Genomic DNA, 14,801 nt, shown 5'->3' with positions numbered 1-14,801 from the left:
CCGACGCCTGACAGCTAACTTTTAACGCTTACTGCGACGCGCCCTGATCGCCGTTCTTCTTGCCGCCCTTGAACATCGCGCGGCACGGCGCGCTCAGTTCGTCGAGGTGCTGCTTCATGCAGGCGGTAATCTTCTCTCGGTTCGGAATGTCGGCGGCGCAGAAGTGCATGGCGTCACCGCGACAGGCTTTGGCCTGTTCGTCTTCGCTCGCGGCGCTCGCCGGGCTGGCGGCACCGAGGATGACAAGGCTGGCAGCAAACAGGCAATAGATTCGATTCATGTCAGGTCCGGTATTGCAGAAGTCGACAAAACCTCATTAGCAGAAAACGGGCCCGAACAGCGTACCTAACGGAACCGTGTCAGCGTCATACCCCGCCCCGCGTAAAACCTGTCCACCGTGGCAAACGGCAGATACACATCGGCCTGATGCGGCGCGATACCCGACGGATTGTGAAACCATACTCCGTCGCGATCACGTCCATGCAGCAGGATCAGGTGACCGCCCTGCCGCTGGTTCGGCCGGTCGGGGTAGCGAATCTCCGGACTCACCGAAACGATTGCGAGCGTATCGGCGTTCAGCCGTGCCGCGATCTCTTCAAGCGACACCTGCGGCAGCACCTCGACGCCGACCCCGAACGCGCCGCATGCCCAATCGGCAAACGGCTGGTAAATCAATCCGTCGACACCGCCATCCGCGCGCATCCTGTACACGCCATGCTGCAATGCTTCGTCGAGTAACGCAGCGCGCGATGCATGGCCGATGCTCCAGTAATCGAGCGCGGATTCCAGGCACGTCAAACCGCACAGGCGCCCGGCCCAGAAACGATAACGTTCCGGGTCGGCAAAACCGCTCCGCTGCCAATCAGGATCGTCACACGGATCGCCCCGCTGCTCGACGATATGACTGACCCAGTCGGGACTGCCCCATTGGGTGTAATACGGTACGCCGGTGTGGCGCAGTGCCGGTTCGTTCATCGGTTGTGTTTGACCTGAATCCATGACGGCGCGGTTGCCTCAAAGCATGCTGCGAGGCCGCTGCATCGTGCCGTCGAAAAAACGCTGCAAACGGAACGCGGACAGATCGAGCGACGGCTTGCCGCCATCGTTCATGTCGGCAAGCAGTTTGCCGACGATCGGCCCCATCGCAAAGCCATGCCCGCAAAATCCGGTGGCGATGGTCAGCCCGCTGACCTGCGGCGGCGCATCGATCACTGGAATGCCATCGGGCAGCACGTCGATCAGACCGGCCCACGATTCGACCACCTGCGCATCCTTCAACGCGGGGAATAACGCGCGCAGTTTTTTCAACGCGCTCGGCGCCTGGCTCGCGTTCGGCTGCGGATGCGGATCCCGTGGATAAAGCACACGTTCGGCATCAGGCACACCGCCCGGCAGACGCTCACGCAGATCCCGCCAACACGCGCCGTTCAGATGAAAGCTGAACTTCTCGCGCTGCTTCCACAATTCGGGCAAAAACCACTTGAGCGCGCGGAAATGGCCAAGCGTCATATCGACGTCGACCTGCATGTCGTCGGCGAGATTGATCGCGCCGTTCGCGCGTTGCCGCACGCCCAGGCCGTGGCCCCAGAACGTGGACGCGGTGATCTGCGGCAGCGGGTTGGTGCGCGAACAGGTACCGCGTACCACTTGCTGCGGCAATTCCAGGCCGAGCGTTCTTAGTAGTTTCCAGCTGCTGGCGCCTGCCGCGCAAATGAAGCGCGACGTGCGCACAGTGCCGCGCTCGGTCACCACGCCGGCAATCGCGCCGCCCGCCCGTTCGACCGCGACCACGCCGCAACCTTCGAAAAACAACGCGCCGGCCTCGGCGGCGCGCGCCGCGAACGCTGCGGTGGCGCGGCGCGGTTCGGCCTGACCGTCGCTCGGGGTGTAGAGGCCGCCGAGCGCCGGGCCTTGCATGCCGGTCACGACGGCGTCGATCTGCTTGCGCTCGAGCGTGCGGGTGTCGAGTCCGTGCTGGCGCGCGACGTCCATCCATTGCTGGAACGACGCCCAATCTTCTTCATCGGATGCGACGTAGAGGCAGCCGCCCTGACGCCATTCCAGGTCGTAATTCAACTCGCGTTCGAGCTCTTTCCAGAGCGGAATGCTCGCCATCATCAACGGTACTTCGGCGGCTTCGCGGCCCTGCTGTCGCACGAAACCCCATGCCCGCGACGACTGCTGGCCGGCAATCCGCGATTTGTCGAGCACCACCACCGAGAGACCGCGGCGCGCAAGATAGTAGGCGGCCGCGCAGCCCATGATGCCGGCGCCGGCAATCACGACATCGGCGTGTTGCGGGAACGGTTGATCGGCGGGAGTAAAGCTCGCGTGCAGCGGGTAAGTCGTGGTCATCAGGCAGGCCGGTTTCAAATGTGGGCGTAATCTTCGCAGGCGGTTCGGTTGTCTGCAATGCCGCGCCGGCCCCGAAGACTGCGAAGTTCGCGAAGCTCGCGAAGCTTGCGAGTCCGCTGACCAGACTGGCGCGGCATCATGCAACGCTCAAAGCCCCGCCAGCAAAGGCGTCGAGCCGTTGTGCGAGGTTCGCCACATTTATGCGTTACACAGATATTTGGCTTTTATTCGCTACACAGATATTCTACAAAATATCCGCCAGACAAATATTTGACAGATATTCGTTTAACGCATAAATTACATTTATTCGTCTCACGGATAATCGTCATGCTCCATCTCATCGCCACGCCCGATCAGATCGCCCAGTTACTCGTCGCGAGCCGGCGGCAAGCCGGTCTCACTCAGGCCGACGCCGCCGCCCGCATCGGCGTCAGCCAGAGCCGCATTTCAGCGCTGGAAACCGACGCTGGCGCCCTCACGGTCACCCAACTGCTGGCGCTGTCGGGCATTTACGGCCTGCAATTGCAGATGCGCGACAAGAATCAGCCGGTGCCCGACCCCACGCCGCTGATCGAGTGGTGAGCATGGGCCGTCCTACCCATTCTCAGGCGCTGTCGGTGTGGGCCAATGGCGAGCGCGTCGGCGTCTGGCGTCTGCCCACGCGCGGCCCGATGGAATTCGCGTACGACACCGCATGGGTCGAATCCGCGGCAGGTCGTCCGCTTTCGCTGTCACTGCCGTTCACCCCGGGCAACATGGCGCATAAAGGCCCACGGGTGCTGAACTACTTCGACAACCTGCTGCCCGACAGCGAAGCGATTCGCAAGCGCATCGCGCAGCGCTATCAGACCGATACGCTCGACGCATTCGACCTGCTGCAAGCCATCGGCCGCGATTGCGTGGGCGCCGTCCAGCTCTTGCCCGAAGGCGACGCGCCGGAGGGTGTCGAGCGGATCGAAGGAACGCCTTTGACCGACAGCGAGATCGAAGCAATGCTGGCGCGCACGGTCAGCAATCCGGCGCCCGGCTTCCGCGATCAGCAGGACGACGATTTCCGCATCTCGCTGGCCGGCGCGCAGGAAAAAACCGCGCTGCTGTGGCACGACGGTAAATGGCAGCGCCCGCACGGCGCCACGCCCACCACGCATATCTTCAAGCTGCCGCTGGGACTGGTCGGCAACAAGCTCGCCGATCTCACTACGTCGGTGGAAAACGAATGGCTGTGTCTGCAGATTCTGCGCGCGTATGGCCTGCCGGTCGCGAATACGGAAATCATCACATTCGGCAAGCAGCGCGTGTTGAGCGTCGAACGCTTCGACCGGCAGATGCATTCGAGCGGCCAATGGCTGCTGCGTCTGCCGCAGGAGGACTTCTGTCAGGTGTACGGGGTGCCCTCGCATCGCAAATACGAGAACGAAGGCGGTCCGGGCGTGCTCGACCTGGCGCGCATTCTCCAGCAATCGGTCACGGCCCCGCAGGATATCGAAACGCTGCTGGCCAGCCAGATTCTGTTCTGGATGCTGGCCGCACCGGACGGGCATGCCAAAAATTTCAGCATCCGCCTGCTGGCAGGCGGTCAATACCGGCTGACGCCACTCTACGACGTGATGTCGATCTGGCCCGTGGAAGGCAGCGGTCCCAACCAGTGGTCATGGTTCAAGGCCCGGCTTGCGATGGGCATGTGGTCGCGCAGCAAACACGACGCTTTTCGCGACGTGCAGCGGCGCCATTTCAACACGATGGCGTTGAAATGTTCGTACGGCGCGAGCGCGGAACCCCTTATCCAGCGGCTGATCGAGCACACGCCCGAGGTAATCGGGCGGGTGTCGGCGGCATTACCCGAGCGGTTTCCGGCCCGTGTCGCCGAGCGAATTTTCAAAGGGTTGAAAAGCTCAGTGGCCAAACTCGAAAAAATGCCGCCGGATTAAGCGGAATGACTCCGGATCAAGCAGACACAGTGCATTTTGACGTGTCAAACATTCGGCACAGCACGTTCGTCCGACATATTGTTTACGGATTAGACACTGTTCATCGGTAAAATACCCTTGATGCCAAATACATAAAAATGCCGGATTGGTCCCTTATGCGTGTTGCAAGGCCAGGCTTGCCGTCAAGTCAGCAAAAACATAAACCGCGATACTTTTTACGGTACATTTGCTGTCCCCTGCTTAGCCTGTCAATGCGCATTGCATATGCATGGCTGGACCGCGCCTGTTGTATTGCTTCCCCCAGTACCACCCTTTAAGACGGCGGATTTTCACGCAGTATGACCAACGAAACCCTCTCACCTGACGCCATCGCAGTCGCCGAGCGCGTGCGCGAGTTGATGAGCCGGCATGGAATCGGCAAACGCCAGCAAACCACTGAGCTGTGCCGGATTCTCGATCTGAGTTTTTCACAGGGACACCGCAAACTGCGCGGTAACAGCCCGTGGACTCTGTCGCAAATCAAGAAGGTCGCCGAGGTATTCGGCGAACCGGCCGCGCAACTGTTCGGCGCGCAATCGCTCGATCCGGGCATGGTCGGCGCCATCGCGCAGGAGGCCGTGTTCTGTATCGGCGCAACCGAACTGGCGTGCACCGCCTGGGTCGGCGCGGCACTCGAAGCGGGCAGCCGCCCGGAATTCGTCGCGTATTCGCGGCTTGGCCAGTGGCGCGTCGCGCGTCACGACGGCACGCTTTATCAGAGCGCGTACGAAGTCCACAAGATCGAGATCTATCCGCGCCGCGCTGAAACCGACAAACCGACCATTGCCGTGGTCGACGACGATCAGGCCAGCGCCGACAACCTGCGCGACTATCTGGAACGTAGCGGCTTTGCCGCGGTGGCGATCTACGGGCTTGCGTCTTTTGCCGAGCAACTGCAAACGCAGGTGTTCGACGGCGTCGTGATCGACTGGCTGTTTGGCGCGCAAACCTCGGCGGCCGCCATTCGTGCGGTGCGCGCGTCGGAGAACCCGGACGCGCCGATCTTCGTGCTAACCGGTGAACTGCTGACCGGCAAGGCCAGCGAATCGGAGATCAGCCAGGTGATCCGCAATTTCAACGTTGCGTGCTATGAAAAGCCCGCGCGCATGGCGATCCTGGTCGCCGATCTGTCCAAGCGGTTGAACAGGCCTTGAACCGCCGCCGCTGATACGCCGTTTGCTATGGCGTCTGAAGGTGTGTGCTCAGGTTGATGCCCACCTCCGCTTCCGCATTGCCGATTCCGCTTCCTCCTGGCGCCTGTAGGTCCCGCCCGCTTCATCCAGGCTCTACGCTCGCATCGTCGCCGGGCTTCACGCCTGCCTCCCACTCGCCTCAGGGTTGCGTCACACCATGGCGCGACGCCAACGCCCTCTGCAATGCGCTGCGCAAATCCTCGTAATGCACCGGCTTCAGCAGTGCATCGAAAAACGGCTGTTCGCCGTGCGCTTCCGCCGTTGCTGCCGTTCCCACCTCCGGCGCATATGCGCTGACCAGGATCACCGGCACGCCCGCCGACGGGCCGCCGCGTTTGGCAAAGTCCGCGAGAAACGTGTAGCCGTCGCGATCCGGCATATGCAGATCGAGCAGCACCACGTCGCAGCGGCGCGCGTCGAGCCACGCGAGTGCGTCGTCGGCAGTGGCGACCGCGTGCGCGTCGAAATCCATGTGCGCGATCATTTCGCTGAGCGATTCGCGGATCAGACGGTTGTCGTCGACGATCAGCACGCACGGTCGCGCGCCGCCGGGTTCGGCCTGCGTCGCGACATCGGCCGGCTCGACCGCGGCGACCGGCATGACCGGAATCGTCACGGTGAAGGTCGTGCCTTCCCCTACCGTGCTCGCCACGTCGACCGTACCGCCAAACAGTTTCACCAGTCCCTGCACGATGGTCAGTCCCATCCCCGCCCCTTCGAAGCGGCGCGTACGCGACGAGTCCAGTTGCGTGAACTCCTGGAAAATCAGCGGAATCTGTGCATGCGGCACCCCCGGCCCGGTATCGCTGACAATGAAAATCAGCACCGCCGGTTGCTGCCGCAATTGCACCCGCACCGTGCCCCGCTCGGTATAGCGGATCGCGTTGGTGACGAGGTTGTTGACGATCTGCCGGATCCGATGCGGATCGGAATCGACCAGCCCGTGCATGCCGGTCGCCTCGCTCTCGAGGTGCAGACCCCGCGCCGCCGCCGACATCGTGTGTTCATCGACAATCGACGCCAGCAGGTCGCGCGGCGCAAAGTGCTCGTGACGCAGTTCGAGCTTGCCGGCGCCCAGGCGCGCGTAGTCGGTGAGGTCTTTCATTTGCGCTTCGAGATGCCGCGCCGCCGTTTCGAGCCGCTGGATCACCTTGCGGTCGGCCTCGGAGTGATAGTTAAAGCCGAGCAATTCGATCGACGACACGATCGCATGCAGCGGCGTGCGCAGTTCGTGGCTGATCATGCCGAGAAACGCGTCTTTCGCGAGACTCGCCTCACGCGCCGCGCGGCTCGCCTGATGTTCGGCTTCGAGCGCCGCGTGCTGTTGATGCATCAGACGCGTGCGGCGCCGGCCATTGAGCACCAGCAGCGTGGTTGCCGCCGCCGACAGCAGCAACAGCATCATCCCGCCGACGAACAGCAGGCGTCGCTTGTCGATGAAATCGCGGTTCATCGCTTCGCGGTCGGCGACATCGGCGAAACGGCGGCTCAGCGCGAGATCGTTGATTTCGGTCCAGTGCGCGCGCAATTGCGTGACGATCCGGCTGGCGCGGCTACGGTCTTTCGGCAATGCATCGACTTCGGGCTGAAGACTGTGCAGCAGATTATCGAGCCGGTGAATTTCGTCGATCTGCCGTTGCAGCAGCGCGAGTTGTGCGGTCAGCCGCTGGGTCGAACCGGCCATCACACGGAGTTTGGATTGCAGCAGTTGATAGCGCAGCATCAGCCGCTGGAAGTCGTCGTCGGTGCCCGCCTGATACAGCAGCAACTGGTTCTCGAAGCGCCCATAGGCGATCTGCAGTTGCGCGGCGTCCCAGTAAAAACCGTCGTAGGTGCCGGTCAACTGCTCGGTGGCGCGTGGGTTGAGCAGGTTTGCGTACAGCAGATAGCCAATAGCGCCGGCCGGCGCCGCGAGCGCGGTCAGCCAGATCAGCACATAGAACACCCGGCGCCACGGACGGCGCACTATTTGATGATGAGGGCCTTGATCTGCCATACGAATTTCGAATCGCCCGAGGCGCCCGTGATTTCGTCGGGGAACGCATCGCGCGGGTAGATAAGGAATAGCGGCCCGAAGTCGCTGACCTTCAGCCGCTGGCCGTTCATGCTGTAGGCAACGACCACGCCATAGCGATCGCTGTCGGATACCGGCACGGTGTAGGTGTAGTCATCGAGCGTGCGGAATTCGATCTCGGAGCCATAGGCGCCGACCGTCTTCAGAATATCCGCGAGCAGCGGTCCTGTGAAGGTGGAACGCGGTGTCCAGGTGGTGGAAGTGGTAATTGAATGGACTGGCAGCGCAAGCAACTGCGCTTCGGCGAAGTGGTAGGACCGGTGTGACGCGTCGTTGGTCTTGCTGATCTTGCCTTGCACGTCGAGCGACAGCGGCGGCGTTTCCGCCTGGGCCTGCGCGCCCCATGCCGATAGCGCGAAGATCAGCCCAACGGCCCAGCGTGCGCCAGCGTGAGCGCGGTACGCGTTATTCCCGGCCCGCAGCCGCGTCAACAATTTGATCAACCTGGTCATGTGCTCTTTTATTCCTTACCTGTTTTACGGCGGACGCTCTGGTGCAAACGCGGACCATACCGGCCGCTGCAGGGCCTGGTCAGCGGGTCGTCTTTCTGCCGGCTTTCGCCCTTTGCCCATCGATCCTGGTTCATCTGCGTTCTCTGCCCGGCCAAGGCGGCCCTCTCGCGAAGCGCCTCGACAAGTGATGCGCATCCCCCCGACGCGCGATCTTTGAACCGCATGCATAATATCGCCAAAATTCCTGGTCTCAAAAGCGGCGGTCGACTGCGCGCCGTTCCCGCCTCACTGACACCTGCCTCACACGGACCTCGCGACGCGATACCAGTCATGAACAAGCCGGTTTTGCCTCTCACGTACGAACAACTCGATCACTGGATTGAATCGCTGCAACCCGCGCTGCTTGCCGAGGGCTTCACGCTGGCGCTCGGCATTCTGCGTGGCGGCGCGCCGCTCGCGCTGATGGTGTCGCACGCGGTCGGCACGCCGGTGGCCTTTCTGCGCTACGACCGCCAGACGCGCACGGTCGCATGGGATTCGACTCTGCCGATGCCACCCACGGGCTCGAAAGTACTGTTGTGCGAGGACATTGCGGGGCGCGGTTTCACATTGACCGATTGCATCGCGTTTCTTCAGCAACATGGGCTCGATGTCAGAACGCTGACCGGCGCCGTGGACGACCTGAGCCGCACGCAACCCGACTATGCGATCGACGCACGCGGCTACTTCGCGTTGTTTCCGTGGGAGCGCCAGGCCTACACCGAGCGGTATCGCGACGACTGGGAGCGCGTCGAGGCAGGCGCCACGAGGGCGATGGCCGACGATCACGAATACGCGACGTATGCGATCGACCTCGACGGCATCCTGTTGCCCGATGTGCCGCTCGCGCGCTACGACGAAGATCTGGCCGCCGCGCTCGCCGAACGCGACGCACTCTTGCCGTTTGACGAATTGCCGGACATCGATCTGAAAACGGTTCGCATGATCATCACCGGGCGGCCGGAAATGGATCGGGCGCGCACCCAGGCGTGGTTGGTGCGGCATGGCTTCGATCATCTGCAACTGGTGATGCGCACACCCGCGGCTCACGACGAAAGTTCAGCCGGCGCGGCGGCTCACAAGGCGAGCGCTGCGTTACGAGGGGGCGTCACGCATTTCGTCGAAAGCGATCCGGTGCAGGCGCTGCTGATCGCACAGCAGGCGCCTTTGCTTCGGGTCATCTGGTGGGACGCGATCACGCAGACGGGGATGCTGGTGGGCGCGCGGGCGTGGGGCTAAATGCCCTGGCCCTCCCTCTCTGGCTTGATCTCCCTGATCTCCTTCGCGTCGCGCAAATGCAGATGTCGCGCCGCCCGCTGCGACGCCACGACAATCAGCTTCAGCGTCGCCCGCGTCGCGCCGACCAACAGCTTGCGCGCGATCCGCTCATCGAATGAGTCGAAATCGACCTCGGTGAAAATGACGCACGGCGCCGCTTGTCCCTTGAAGCGATAAATCGACTCGAACAGCACGTCGCCTTCGCGGTATTCCGGGTTGCCGAACAGATCGTACTTGCCGGTAAAACTGCGCAGCCGATGCGGCCCAAGATGATCGAGCGCCGTCATCACCGAGCCTTCGCGGCCGCGAAACGACAGCACCACAATGTCCTGCTTGCGAAAACCGAGCGACAGCGCCTGGGTGATCGCGCGCTTGGTGGCGTCGATACAGGTATCGGCAGCGTGTTTCGTTTCGTCGTACACGGATAGCGAAATATCCGAGCCGTCGAACGGACTGCCCGACACCAGCGCCGCAGCAACCGGCACCGACGCGCCGACCACCTCGCGCACGTAGTCCAGGATGTCGCGCGGACTGCGATAGTTGGTGGTCTCCTTCAGCGTGGTCCAGCCCGGCAGCGCCACCGGTTCGCGCATATAGAGATTCTGCAACGGGTCTTCGAGCCACCACCACGCGGCGCCCGGCCGCAACAGACGTTCGAGCGCCGCGACCCATGGCTGCTGAAAATCCTGACCTTCGTCGACGATCAGCACGTCGAATTGCCAGCGCGGCCCGATTGGCGTGTCCGCAAACAGCGTTTCCAGTTGATCGAATACCTGACTGGACTGGAAATCGGGTTCGCGGCCTGCGTCGCGCGCCACCCAGTCGCATAGCTGGTGGTAGTTCGCGACCTTTGCCTCAGGCGGCGCGACCCGCGCGATGTGGTCCGCCAGCGGCCGGTTAAAACACACATAGAGAGGACGCTGGCCGCGCGCCACCGCGTCCTTCATCACCTGCACGGCCAGTTGCGTCTTGCCGGAGCCCGCCGTGCCGATTACCCGCAAGCGGAACGGCGAGAATTCGAGCCGCCGTGCCCACGTTGCCAGACCGCCCGCGAGGCGCGTGACCAGCGTGCCCGCCTGACCGACCAGTGCGCTCGCGTCCGGCGTGAGCGCGAGTTCGTCGGCGAGGAAATGATGGATTTTCGACGCGCAGGCAAGACGCGGTTCCTCTTCCGGCAACGCTTCACGAATAATCTGCGCGAGCCGCTCTTTACGCGTTGCATCGACGATGCGCGCTGGGTTCACGCCTGCGATCGCCGCATCCTTCACGATGTGATCCGGGCAATACAGCAGTTCTTCGATGAAATAGGTGCCCGCGCCGAATGCCGCGGTAAAGCGCCGATGCAAACCTTCGACGGTATGCGCGAGCGCGATCGCCACATTGCGCTCGGTCTGCAGGTAGACCTTGACGAGTCCCTTCGGCGTTTCGCGCAGAAAACCAGTTTTCTGCTCGACGATCATCACGCGGCCGGCCAGGCTGACGACCACGAAATCGGCCTCGCCGAACACCGAGAAGTTCTGGTTCAGGCGCGTCCAGTGGACGCCGTGGTAGACCGTGTAGTCAGCGGGAAGCGCTTCTTCCAGCAACGCGAGGGTTTCGCGTTCGCGGGACGCCGCGCCGGTGGCGGCGAGGCTCTTCCAGTCGTCGGGGACAATGCGGGCCATGCGGTTGCCTCGTCTTATCGTCTTGATCGGGTGCGCTCATTGTACGCAACGCCCAGGCGTTTCCTGGGTGTGGAGCGGGCGGATCTGGGGCTCGCGATCCACGCGCCTCGTGGCGATGATCGGGCACCGCAACCCGCGTGGATTGCCGCTCTGCAGCGGGCAAAGCCGTGCGCATCGTGTATCGTTACTGGTTGAACGCCGCGCGCAGGGTGCGGCTTGCCAACTGTAATAACAAAGGATTTACCGGATGATTACGATTTGGGGGCGTGCCAATTCCGTCAATGTTCAGAAAGTTTTGTGGTGCTGCGACGAACTGGTGCTGCCCTACAACCGCATCGACGCCGGCCTGCAATTCGGCCGCAACAATGAGCCCGAGTACCTCGCGATAAACCCGACCGGCAAGATTCCGACGCTGGTCGACGACGACTTCGTGCTGTGGGAATCCAACTCGATCCTGCGCTACTTGGTGCTGCAATACGACGAATCGAGTCTGCTGTACCCGGCCGAACCGAAACAGCGAGCCAGCATCGACCGCTGGCTGGACTGGACGCTGTCCACGCTGCAACCTGCTGAGCGTCCGGTGTTCTGGGCGGTGGTGCGCACCCCGGCCGCGCAGCGGGATGCGGCAAAGCTTGCCACCGATTTCAATGCGGTCAGCGTGTTGTGGCACATGCTCGACACGCATCTGCAAGGACGCTTCTTCCTTGAGGGCGAAACCTTCACGCTGGCCGATATCGTGATTGGCGCCTACGCGAAGCGCTGGTTCGGACTGGATGGGTTGGAACGTCCGCCGCTGCCGAATCTGGAGCGCTGGTATTCGCGGATCGCGACACGCTCGGGATTCAAGAAGTACGTCGACTTTCCGTTGACCTGAGACGCCGGGGCGGCTTTGCTGTGCTTTGCACAGCAGGGGCGGGCCGCCTTGTGCCTCCTGTTCAGCCTGCCATGACAACGGCCAATTTTGCGCGGGGACAGCAACACGCGCGGGCCTTTATAATCGACCCATGAAGACCGCCAAGTCCGCCGCAACCGCCCACAAAGCCACCTCTGCCAATTCCGCTCACGGTCATGATCATGAGCATCGCGAGCTGGCGCACACGCAAGGCGATTCACAAGAAGCCGCGCTGACCCTCGCGGACGAATATTGCCGCGAGCGCGGTGAAAAACTCACGCCAATCCGTCGCAAAGTGCTCGAATTGTTGCTGAATTCAGGCCGCGCAACCAAAGCGTATTCGTTACTCGACGAGATGCGCCAGATTCACCCGGGGTCGGCGCCGCCCACCGTGTATCGGGCACTCGACTTCCTGTTGTCGGCGGGACTGGTTCATCGGATCGAATCGATCAACGCGTTCACGGTCTGCCACGACCTGACGCAATGTCAGCACGGCATCCTCGTGGTGTGCCAGCAATGCGGCAGCGTCACCGAACTCCATCAGCCGAAACTGCGGCAGGCACTCGTCGCGCAAATCGAAGACGCAGGCTACCGCCTCGCGAGCGATGAAATTGAATTGAAAGGATTGTGCGCGGCGTGTCAGGCCGCGGAAGCGGCAGCCAGTGGCGCGGGCGCAGCGGCGCCTGTGGCGGTGGCCAAGTAGAAACGTTGCCTGATACGCCTTTGCATCAGGTCAATGCATCGGGCAACGCTCGAGCCGCGTATAGGCCGCGAGGCTGAGCTTGCCCAGCCGCTTTTGTTAGCCATTCATAGCCATTCATAGCCATTCATAGCCAGACGGCCCGCAGACGCATAGATGTGGCCAGACCGTGCGTGACCCGCATCGATCTGCAACTTATCTGCGACAACCCACGCAGCGCCAACCAATATCAACGCGTTGGCCGACGCGTCAACCCGCTGCGCGGGCGTCGATGGCATCGTGAAGCAGCGTCACGAGGTCTTCCGGCAACGCGGGTTTCGTCATGAAATGCTGGAAACCTTCACCGATACTGCGTAATCGGTAAGCATCGTCGGTATGGCCCGTGAGCGCCACCGCGACCGATGGCGAATGATCACTGCGTATTTCATGGTCGCGCAGACGCTGGATCAGATAGAAGCCATCCATGGCCGGCAGATCGAGGTCGCACACCACCGCGTCGGGTAACAGGCGCAGCGCCGCTTCGACGCCCTCCTCGGCATCCGCCACGGCGCAGACGTTGGCGCCTTCTGCCTCGAGTAACAAGGTCAGCGATTCCCGGCTATCCGGGTCGTCTTCTACGAGCACGATCGTGGCCTGATCGAGTCTCAATGCTCCGTTCATTTTCTGTTGTTGCTCTAAAAATCCGGTTAGGCCGTCAGACGCGGCCAACGTTTCGTTCTGCTGCTTGCCGCCATTTTGCGCGGTTACGGTATTGCTGTTCATGGTTCCGACTCGATTTCAAGCACCGAGTTGCAGGCCAGGCCCAAGATTGTAAAACACAGCCCGGATGCAACGCGTGCGCACCCTAACGCGCCAAAATTGCGCGTCGATGAAAAAGCGGCCTTCGGCGCCCTGGCTTTGCCAGACCGATGCCGACACCCGATTCGCCATGCGGCTCGTGCAAACCCCAATCGCACGGCACTTCCCGTCTGGCGTCTTTTCTGACATTCGTGTTCTTTGCGGCGCCGAGGGTGATTCATACTGCGAGGCGCTCACGTCTGGTGCATTGAGTAGCACGTGGCGTGCCGCGACGGTTTGCGGTTTGCGGTTTGCGGTTTGCGGTTTGCGGTTTGCGGTTTGCGGTTTGCGGTTTGCGGTTTGCGGTTTGCGGTTTGCGGTTTGCGGTTTGCGGTTTGCGGTTTGCGGGTGCGGTTCGCGATTTGCAAACAACAAGACCGCCCTTCCGCGCGGACCGCATTCTGCGCAGCAGCGCTATCATCGTGAACGCCTGGCGGTAGCGGCTGAGCCGCCCTGACCGCACCGCACCGAACCGCAGCCGTTGGCCACTCTCAAACCGAGGCACCCACTGTTATGTCCGATCTCGATCACGCGACGCTCGAAGCACTCCGTCATGTCAGCACCGCCACGCTGACCACGCAGTTATTCAAGCGCGGCTTGCGCAATACGTTCATGCAAGGCGTCGCCCCGCTGTTGTCGCACAGCGGACCCAATCTGGTCGGCCCCGCGTTCACGTTGCGCAACATCCCGTCGCGTGAAGACATCGACGTGCTGGAATTATTCGCGGATCCCGACTACGCGCAGCGCAAATGTGTGGAAACCATTCCGGCCGGTCATGTGCTCGTGCAGGATTGCCGCGGCGAACGCGGAAGCGCGTCGTTCGGCTCGATACTGTCGCAACGTTTGCAGGTGCGCGGTGTGGCAGGGATGGTGTCCGACGGCCCGGTCCGCGATAGCACGACGATCGCCGCACTCGGCATGCCGGTGTTCTGCGCGGGCGCCAGCGCGCCGCCCAATCTGATTCGCCACCACGCGGTGGATATCAACGTACCGATCGGCTGTGGCGGAGTGGCGGTGTTTCCCGGCGACATCATCGTCGGCGACGCGGACGGCGTGGTCGTGCTGCCGCTCAAAATGGCTGCCGATGTCGCGCAAGCCGCAGCCGAACAGGAACATCTCGAGGCGTTTCTGACCGGCTTGATTCGTGACGGCGCCGCGTTGCCAGGGACTTATCCGCCAAACGAAAAGACCAAGGCCGCTTTCGAGGAATGGAAAAAACAGCAGAAAGCGTGAGATAGATTGGCGAGGCTCGACGAGGAGGGTGCGTCGTGCTATCGGATCGCGCCTGTTGTCGCAGTAAAGGTGGGGCGGGTCATTCGAGCTTCACTGTGCATTGAATGCGCAGTTGCT

Annotated in this window: 14 protein-coding genes; 7 read left to right on the top strand and 7 right to left on the bottom strand. The window is 62.3% G+C overall.

The window, feature by feature from the left end:
- Window positions 1–28: 28 nt before the first annotated feature.
- From LMG28727_RS28630 to LMG28727_RS28620, 3 genes are all read right to left on the bottom strand, one after another.
- A complete protein-coding gene (locus tag LMG28727_RS28630; protein WP_201645700.1) occupies window positions 29–280 on the bottom strand; it encodes a hypothetical protein in 252 nt (83 codons plus the stop codon).
- A gap of 65 nt (window positions 281–345) precedes the next feature.
- Window positions 346–975: a C39 family peptidase gene (locus tag LMG28727_RS28625; RefSeq protein WP_201645758.1), complete on the bottom strand. Its 630-nt coding sequence runs from the start codon at window positions 973–975 to the stop codon at window positions 346–348.
- 39 nt (window positions 976–1,014) lie between these two features.
- The gene (locus LMG28727_RS28620; protein ID WP_201645699.1) at window positions 1,015–2,355 is read right to left on the bottom strand and encodes an NAD(P)/FAD-dependent oxidoreductase; all 1,341 of its coding nucleotides are present in this window, start codon (window positions 2,353–2,355) and stop codon (window positions 1,015–1,017) included.
- A gap of 327 nt (window positions 2,356–2,682) precedes the next feature.
- On the opposite strand from LMG28727_RS28620, the gene LMG28727_RS28615 reads away from it, so the two are divergent.
- From LMG28727_RS28615 to LMG28727_RS28605, 3 genes are all read left to right on the top strand, one after another.
- A complete protein-coding gene (locus LMG28727_RS28615) occupies window positions 2,683–2,937 on the top strand; it encodes a helix-turn-helix domain-containing protein (RefSeq protein WP_201645698.1) in 255 nt (84 codons plus the stop codon).
- Window positions 2,938–2,939: 2 nt separating this feature from the next.
- A complete protein-coding gene (locus LMG28727_RS28610; RefSeq protein WP_201645697.1) occupies window positions 2,940–4,283 on the top strand; it encodes a type II toxin-antitoxin system HipA family toxin in 1,344 nt (447 codons plus the stop codon).
- Between the two features lie 338 nt (window positions 4,284–4,621).
- Window positions 4,622–5,476 carry a helix-turn-helix domain-containing protein gene (locus LMG28727_RS28605; RefSeq protein WP_201645696.1) on the top strand — a complete coding sequence of 285 codons (855 nt, stop codon included), beginning with the start codon at window positions 4,622–4,624 and terminating at the stop codon, window positions 5,474–5,476.
- Between the two features lie 178 nt (window positions 5,477–5,654).
- Here LMG28727_RS28605 and LMG28727_RS28600 read toward each other — a convergent pair whose 3' ends face one another.
- Both LMG28727_RS28600 and LMG28727_RS28595 read right to left on the bottom strand, forming a co-directional pair.
- Complete coding sequence (locus tag LMG28727_RS28600; protein ID WP_201645695.1) at window positions 5,655–7,511, bottom strand: ATP-binding protein; 1,857 nt, start codon at window positions 7,509–7,511, stop codon at window positions 5,655–5,657.
- A complete protein-coding gene (locus LMG28727_RS28595) occupies window positions 7,481–8,041 on the bottom strand; it encodes a molybdopterin-dependent oxidoreductase (RefSeq protein WP_201645694.1) in 561 nt (186 codons plus the stop codon). Before LMG28727_RS28595 ends, LMG28727_RS28600 begins: the two co-directional genes overlap by 31 nt.
- Before the next feature lie 330 nt (window positions 8,042–8,371).
- Here LMG28727_RS28595 and LMG28727_RS28590 point away from each other — a divergent pair, with 330 nt between their 5' ends.
- Complete coding sequence (locus LMG28727_RS28590) at window positions 8,372–9,319, top strand: phosphoribosyltransferase (RefSeq protein ID WP_201645693.1); 948 nt, start codon at window positions 8,372–8,374, stop codon at window positions 9,317–9,319.
- Here the strand turns inward: LMG28727_RS28590 and LMG28727_RS28585 are convergent.
- Complete coding sequence (locus LMG28727_RS28585; RefSeq protein WP_201645692.1) at window positions 9,316–11,022, bottom strand: ATP-binding domain-containing protein; 1,707 nt, start codon at window positions 11,020–11,022, stop codon at window positions 9,316–9,318. The genes LMG28727_RS28590 and LMG28727_RS28585 overlap by 4 nt on opposite strands.
- 247 nt (window positions 11,023–11,269) lie before the next feature.
- On the opposite strand from LMG28727_RS28585, the gene LMG28727_RS28580 reads away from it, so the two are divergent.
- Both LMG28727_RS28580 and LMG28727_RS28575 read left to right on the top strand, forming a co-directional pair.
- Window positions 11,270–11,896 carry a glutathione S-transferase family protein gene (locus LMG28727_RS28580; RefSeq protein ID WP_201645691.1) on the top strand — a complete coding sequence of 209 codons (627 nt, stop codon included), beginning with the start codon at window positions 11,270–11,272 and terminating at the stop codon, window positions 11,894–11,896.
- 130 nt (window positions 11,897–12,026) lie between these two features.
- Window positions 12,027–12,617 (top strand): Fur family transcriptional regulator, encoded by a 591-nt coding sequence (locus LMG28727_RS28575; protein WP_201645690.1) that lies wholly within the window; start codon window positions 12,027–12,029, stop codon window positions 12,615–12,617.
- A gap of 246 nt (window positions 12,618–12,863) precedes the next feature.
- Here LMG28727_RS28575 and LMG28727_RS28570 read toward each other — a convergent pair whose 3' ends face one another.
- Window positions 12,864–13,376 (bottom strand): response regulator, encoded by a 513-nt coding sequence (locus tag LMG28727_RS28570; RefSeq protein WP_201645689.1) that lies wholly within the window; start codon window positions 13,374–13,376, stop codon window positions 12,864–12,866.
- A gap of 588 nt (window positions 13,377–13,964) precedes the next feature.
- Between LMG28727_RS28570 and LMG28727_RS28565 the strand changes: the two genes are divergently transcribed.
- Window positions 13,965–14,684, top strand: coding sequence for a ribonuclease activity regulator RraA (locus LMG28727_RS28565; RefSeq protein WP_201645688.1), 720 nt, complete (start codon window positions 13,965–13,967; stop codon window positions 14,682–14,684).
- Window positions 14,685–14,801 lie beyond the last annotated feature (117 nt).

Origin of the sequence: Paraburkholderia metrosideri (assembly GCF_904848625.1) — a bacterium.
Classification (GTDB): domain Bacteria; phylum Pseudomonadota; class Gammaproteobacteria; order Burkholderiales; family Burkholderiaceae; genus Paraburkholderia; species Paraburkholderia metrosideri.
The sequence above is the reverse complement of the archived record's forward strand: the minus strand, read 5'-3'. Positions and strand labels throughout refer to the sequence as shown.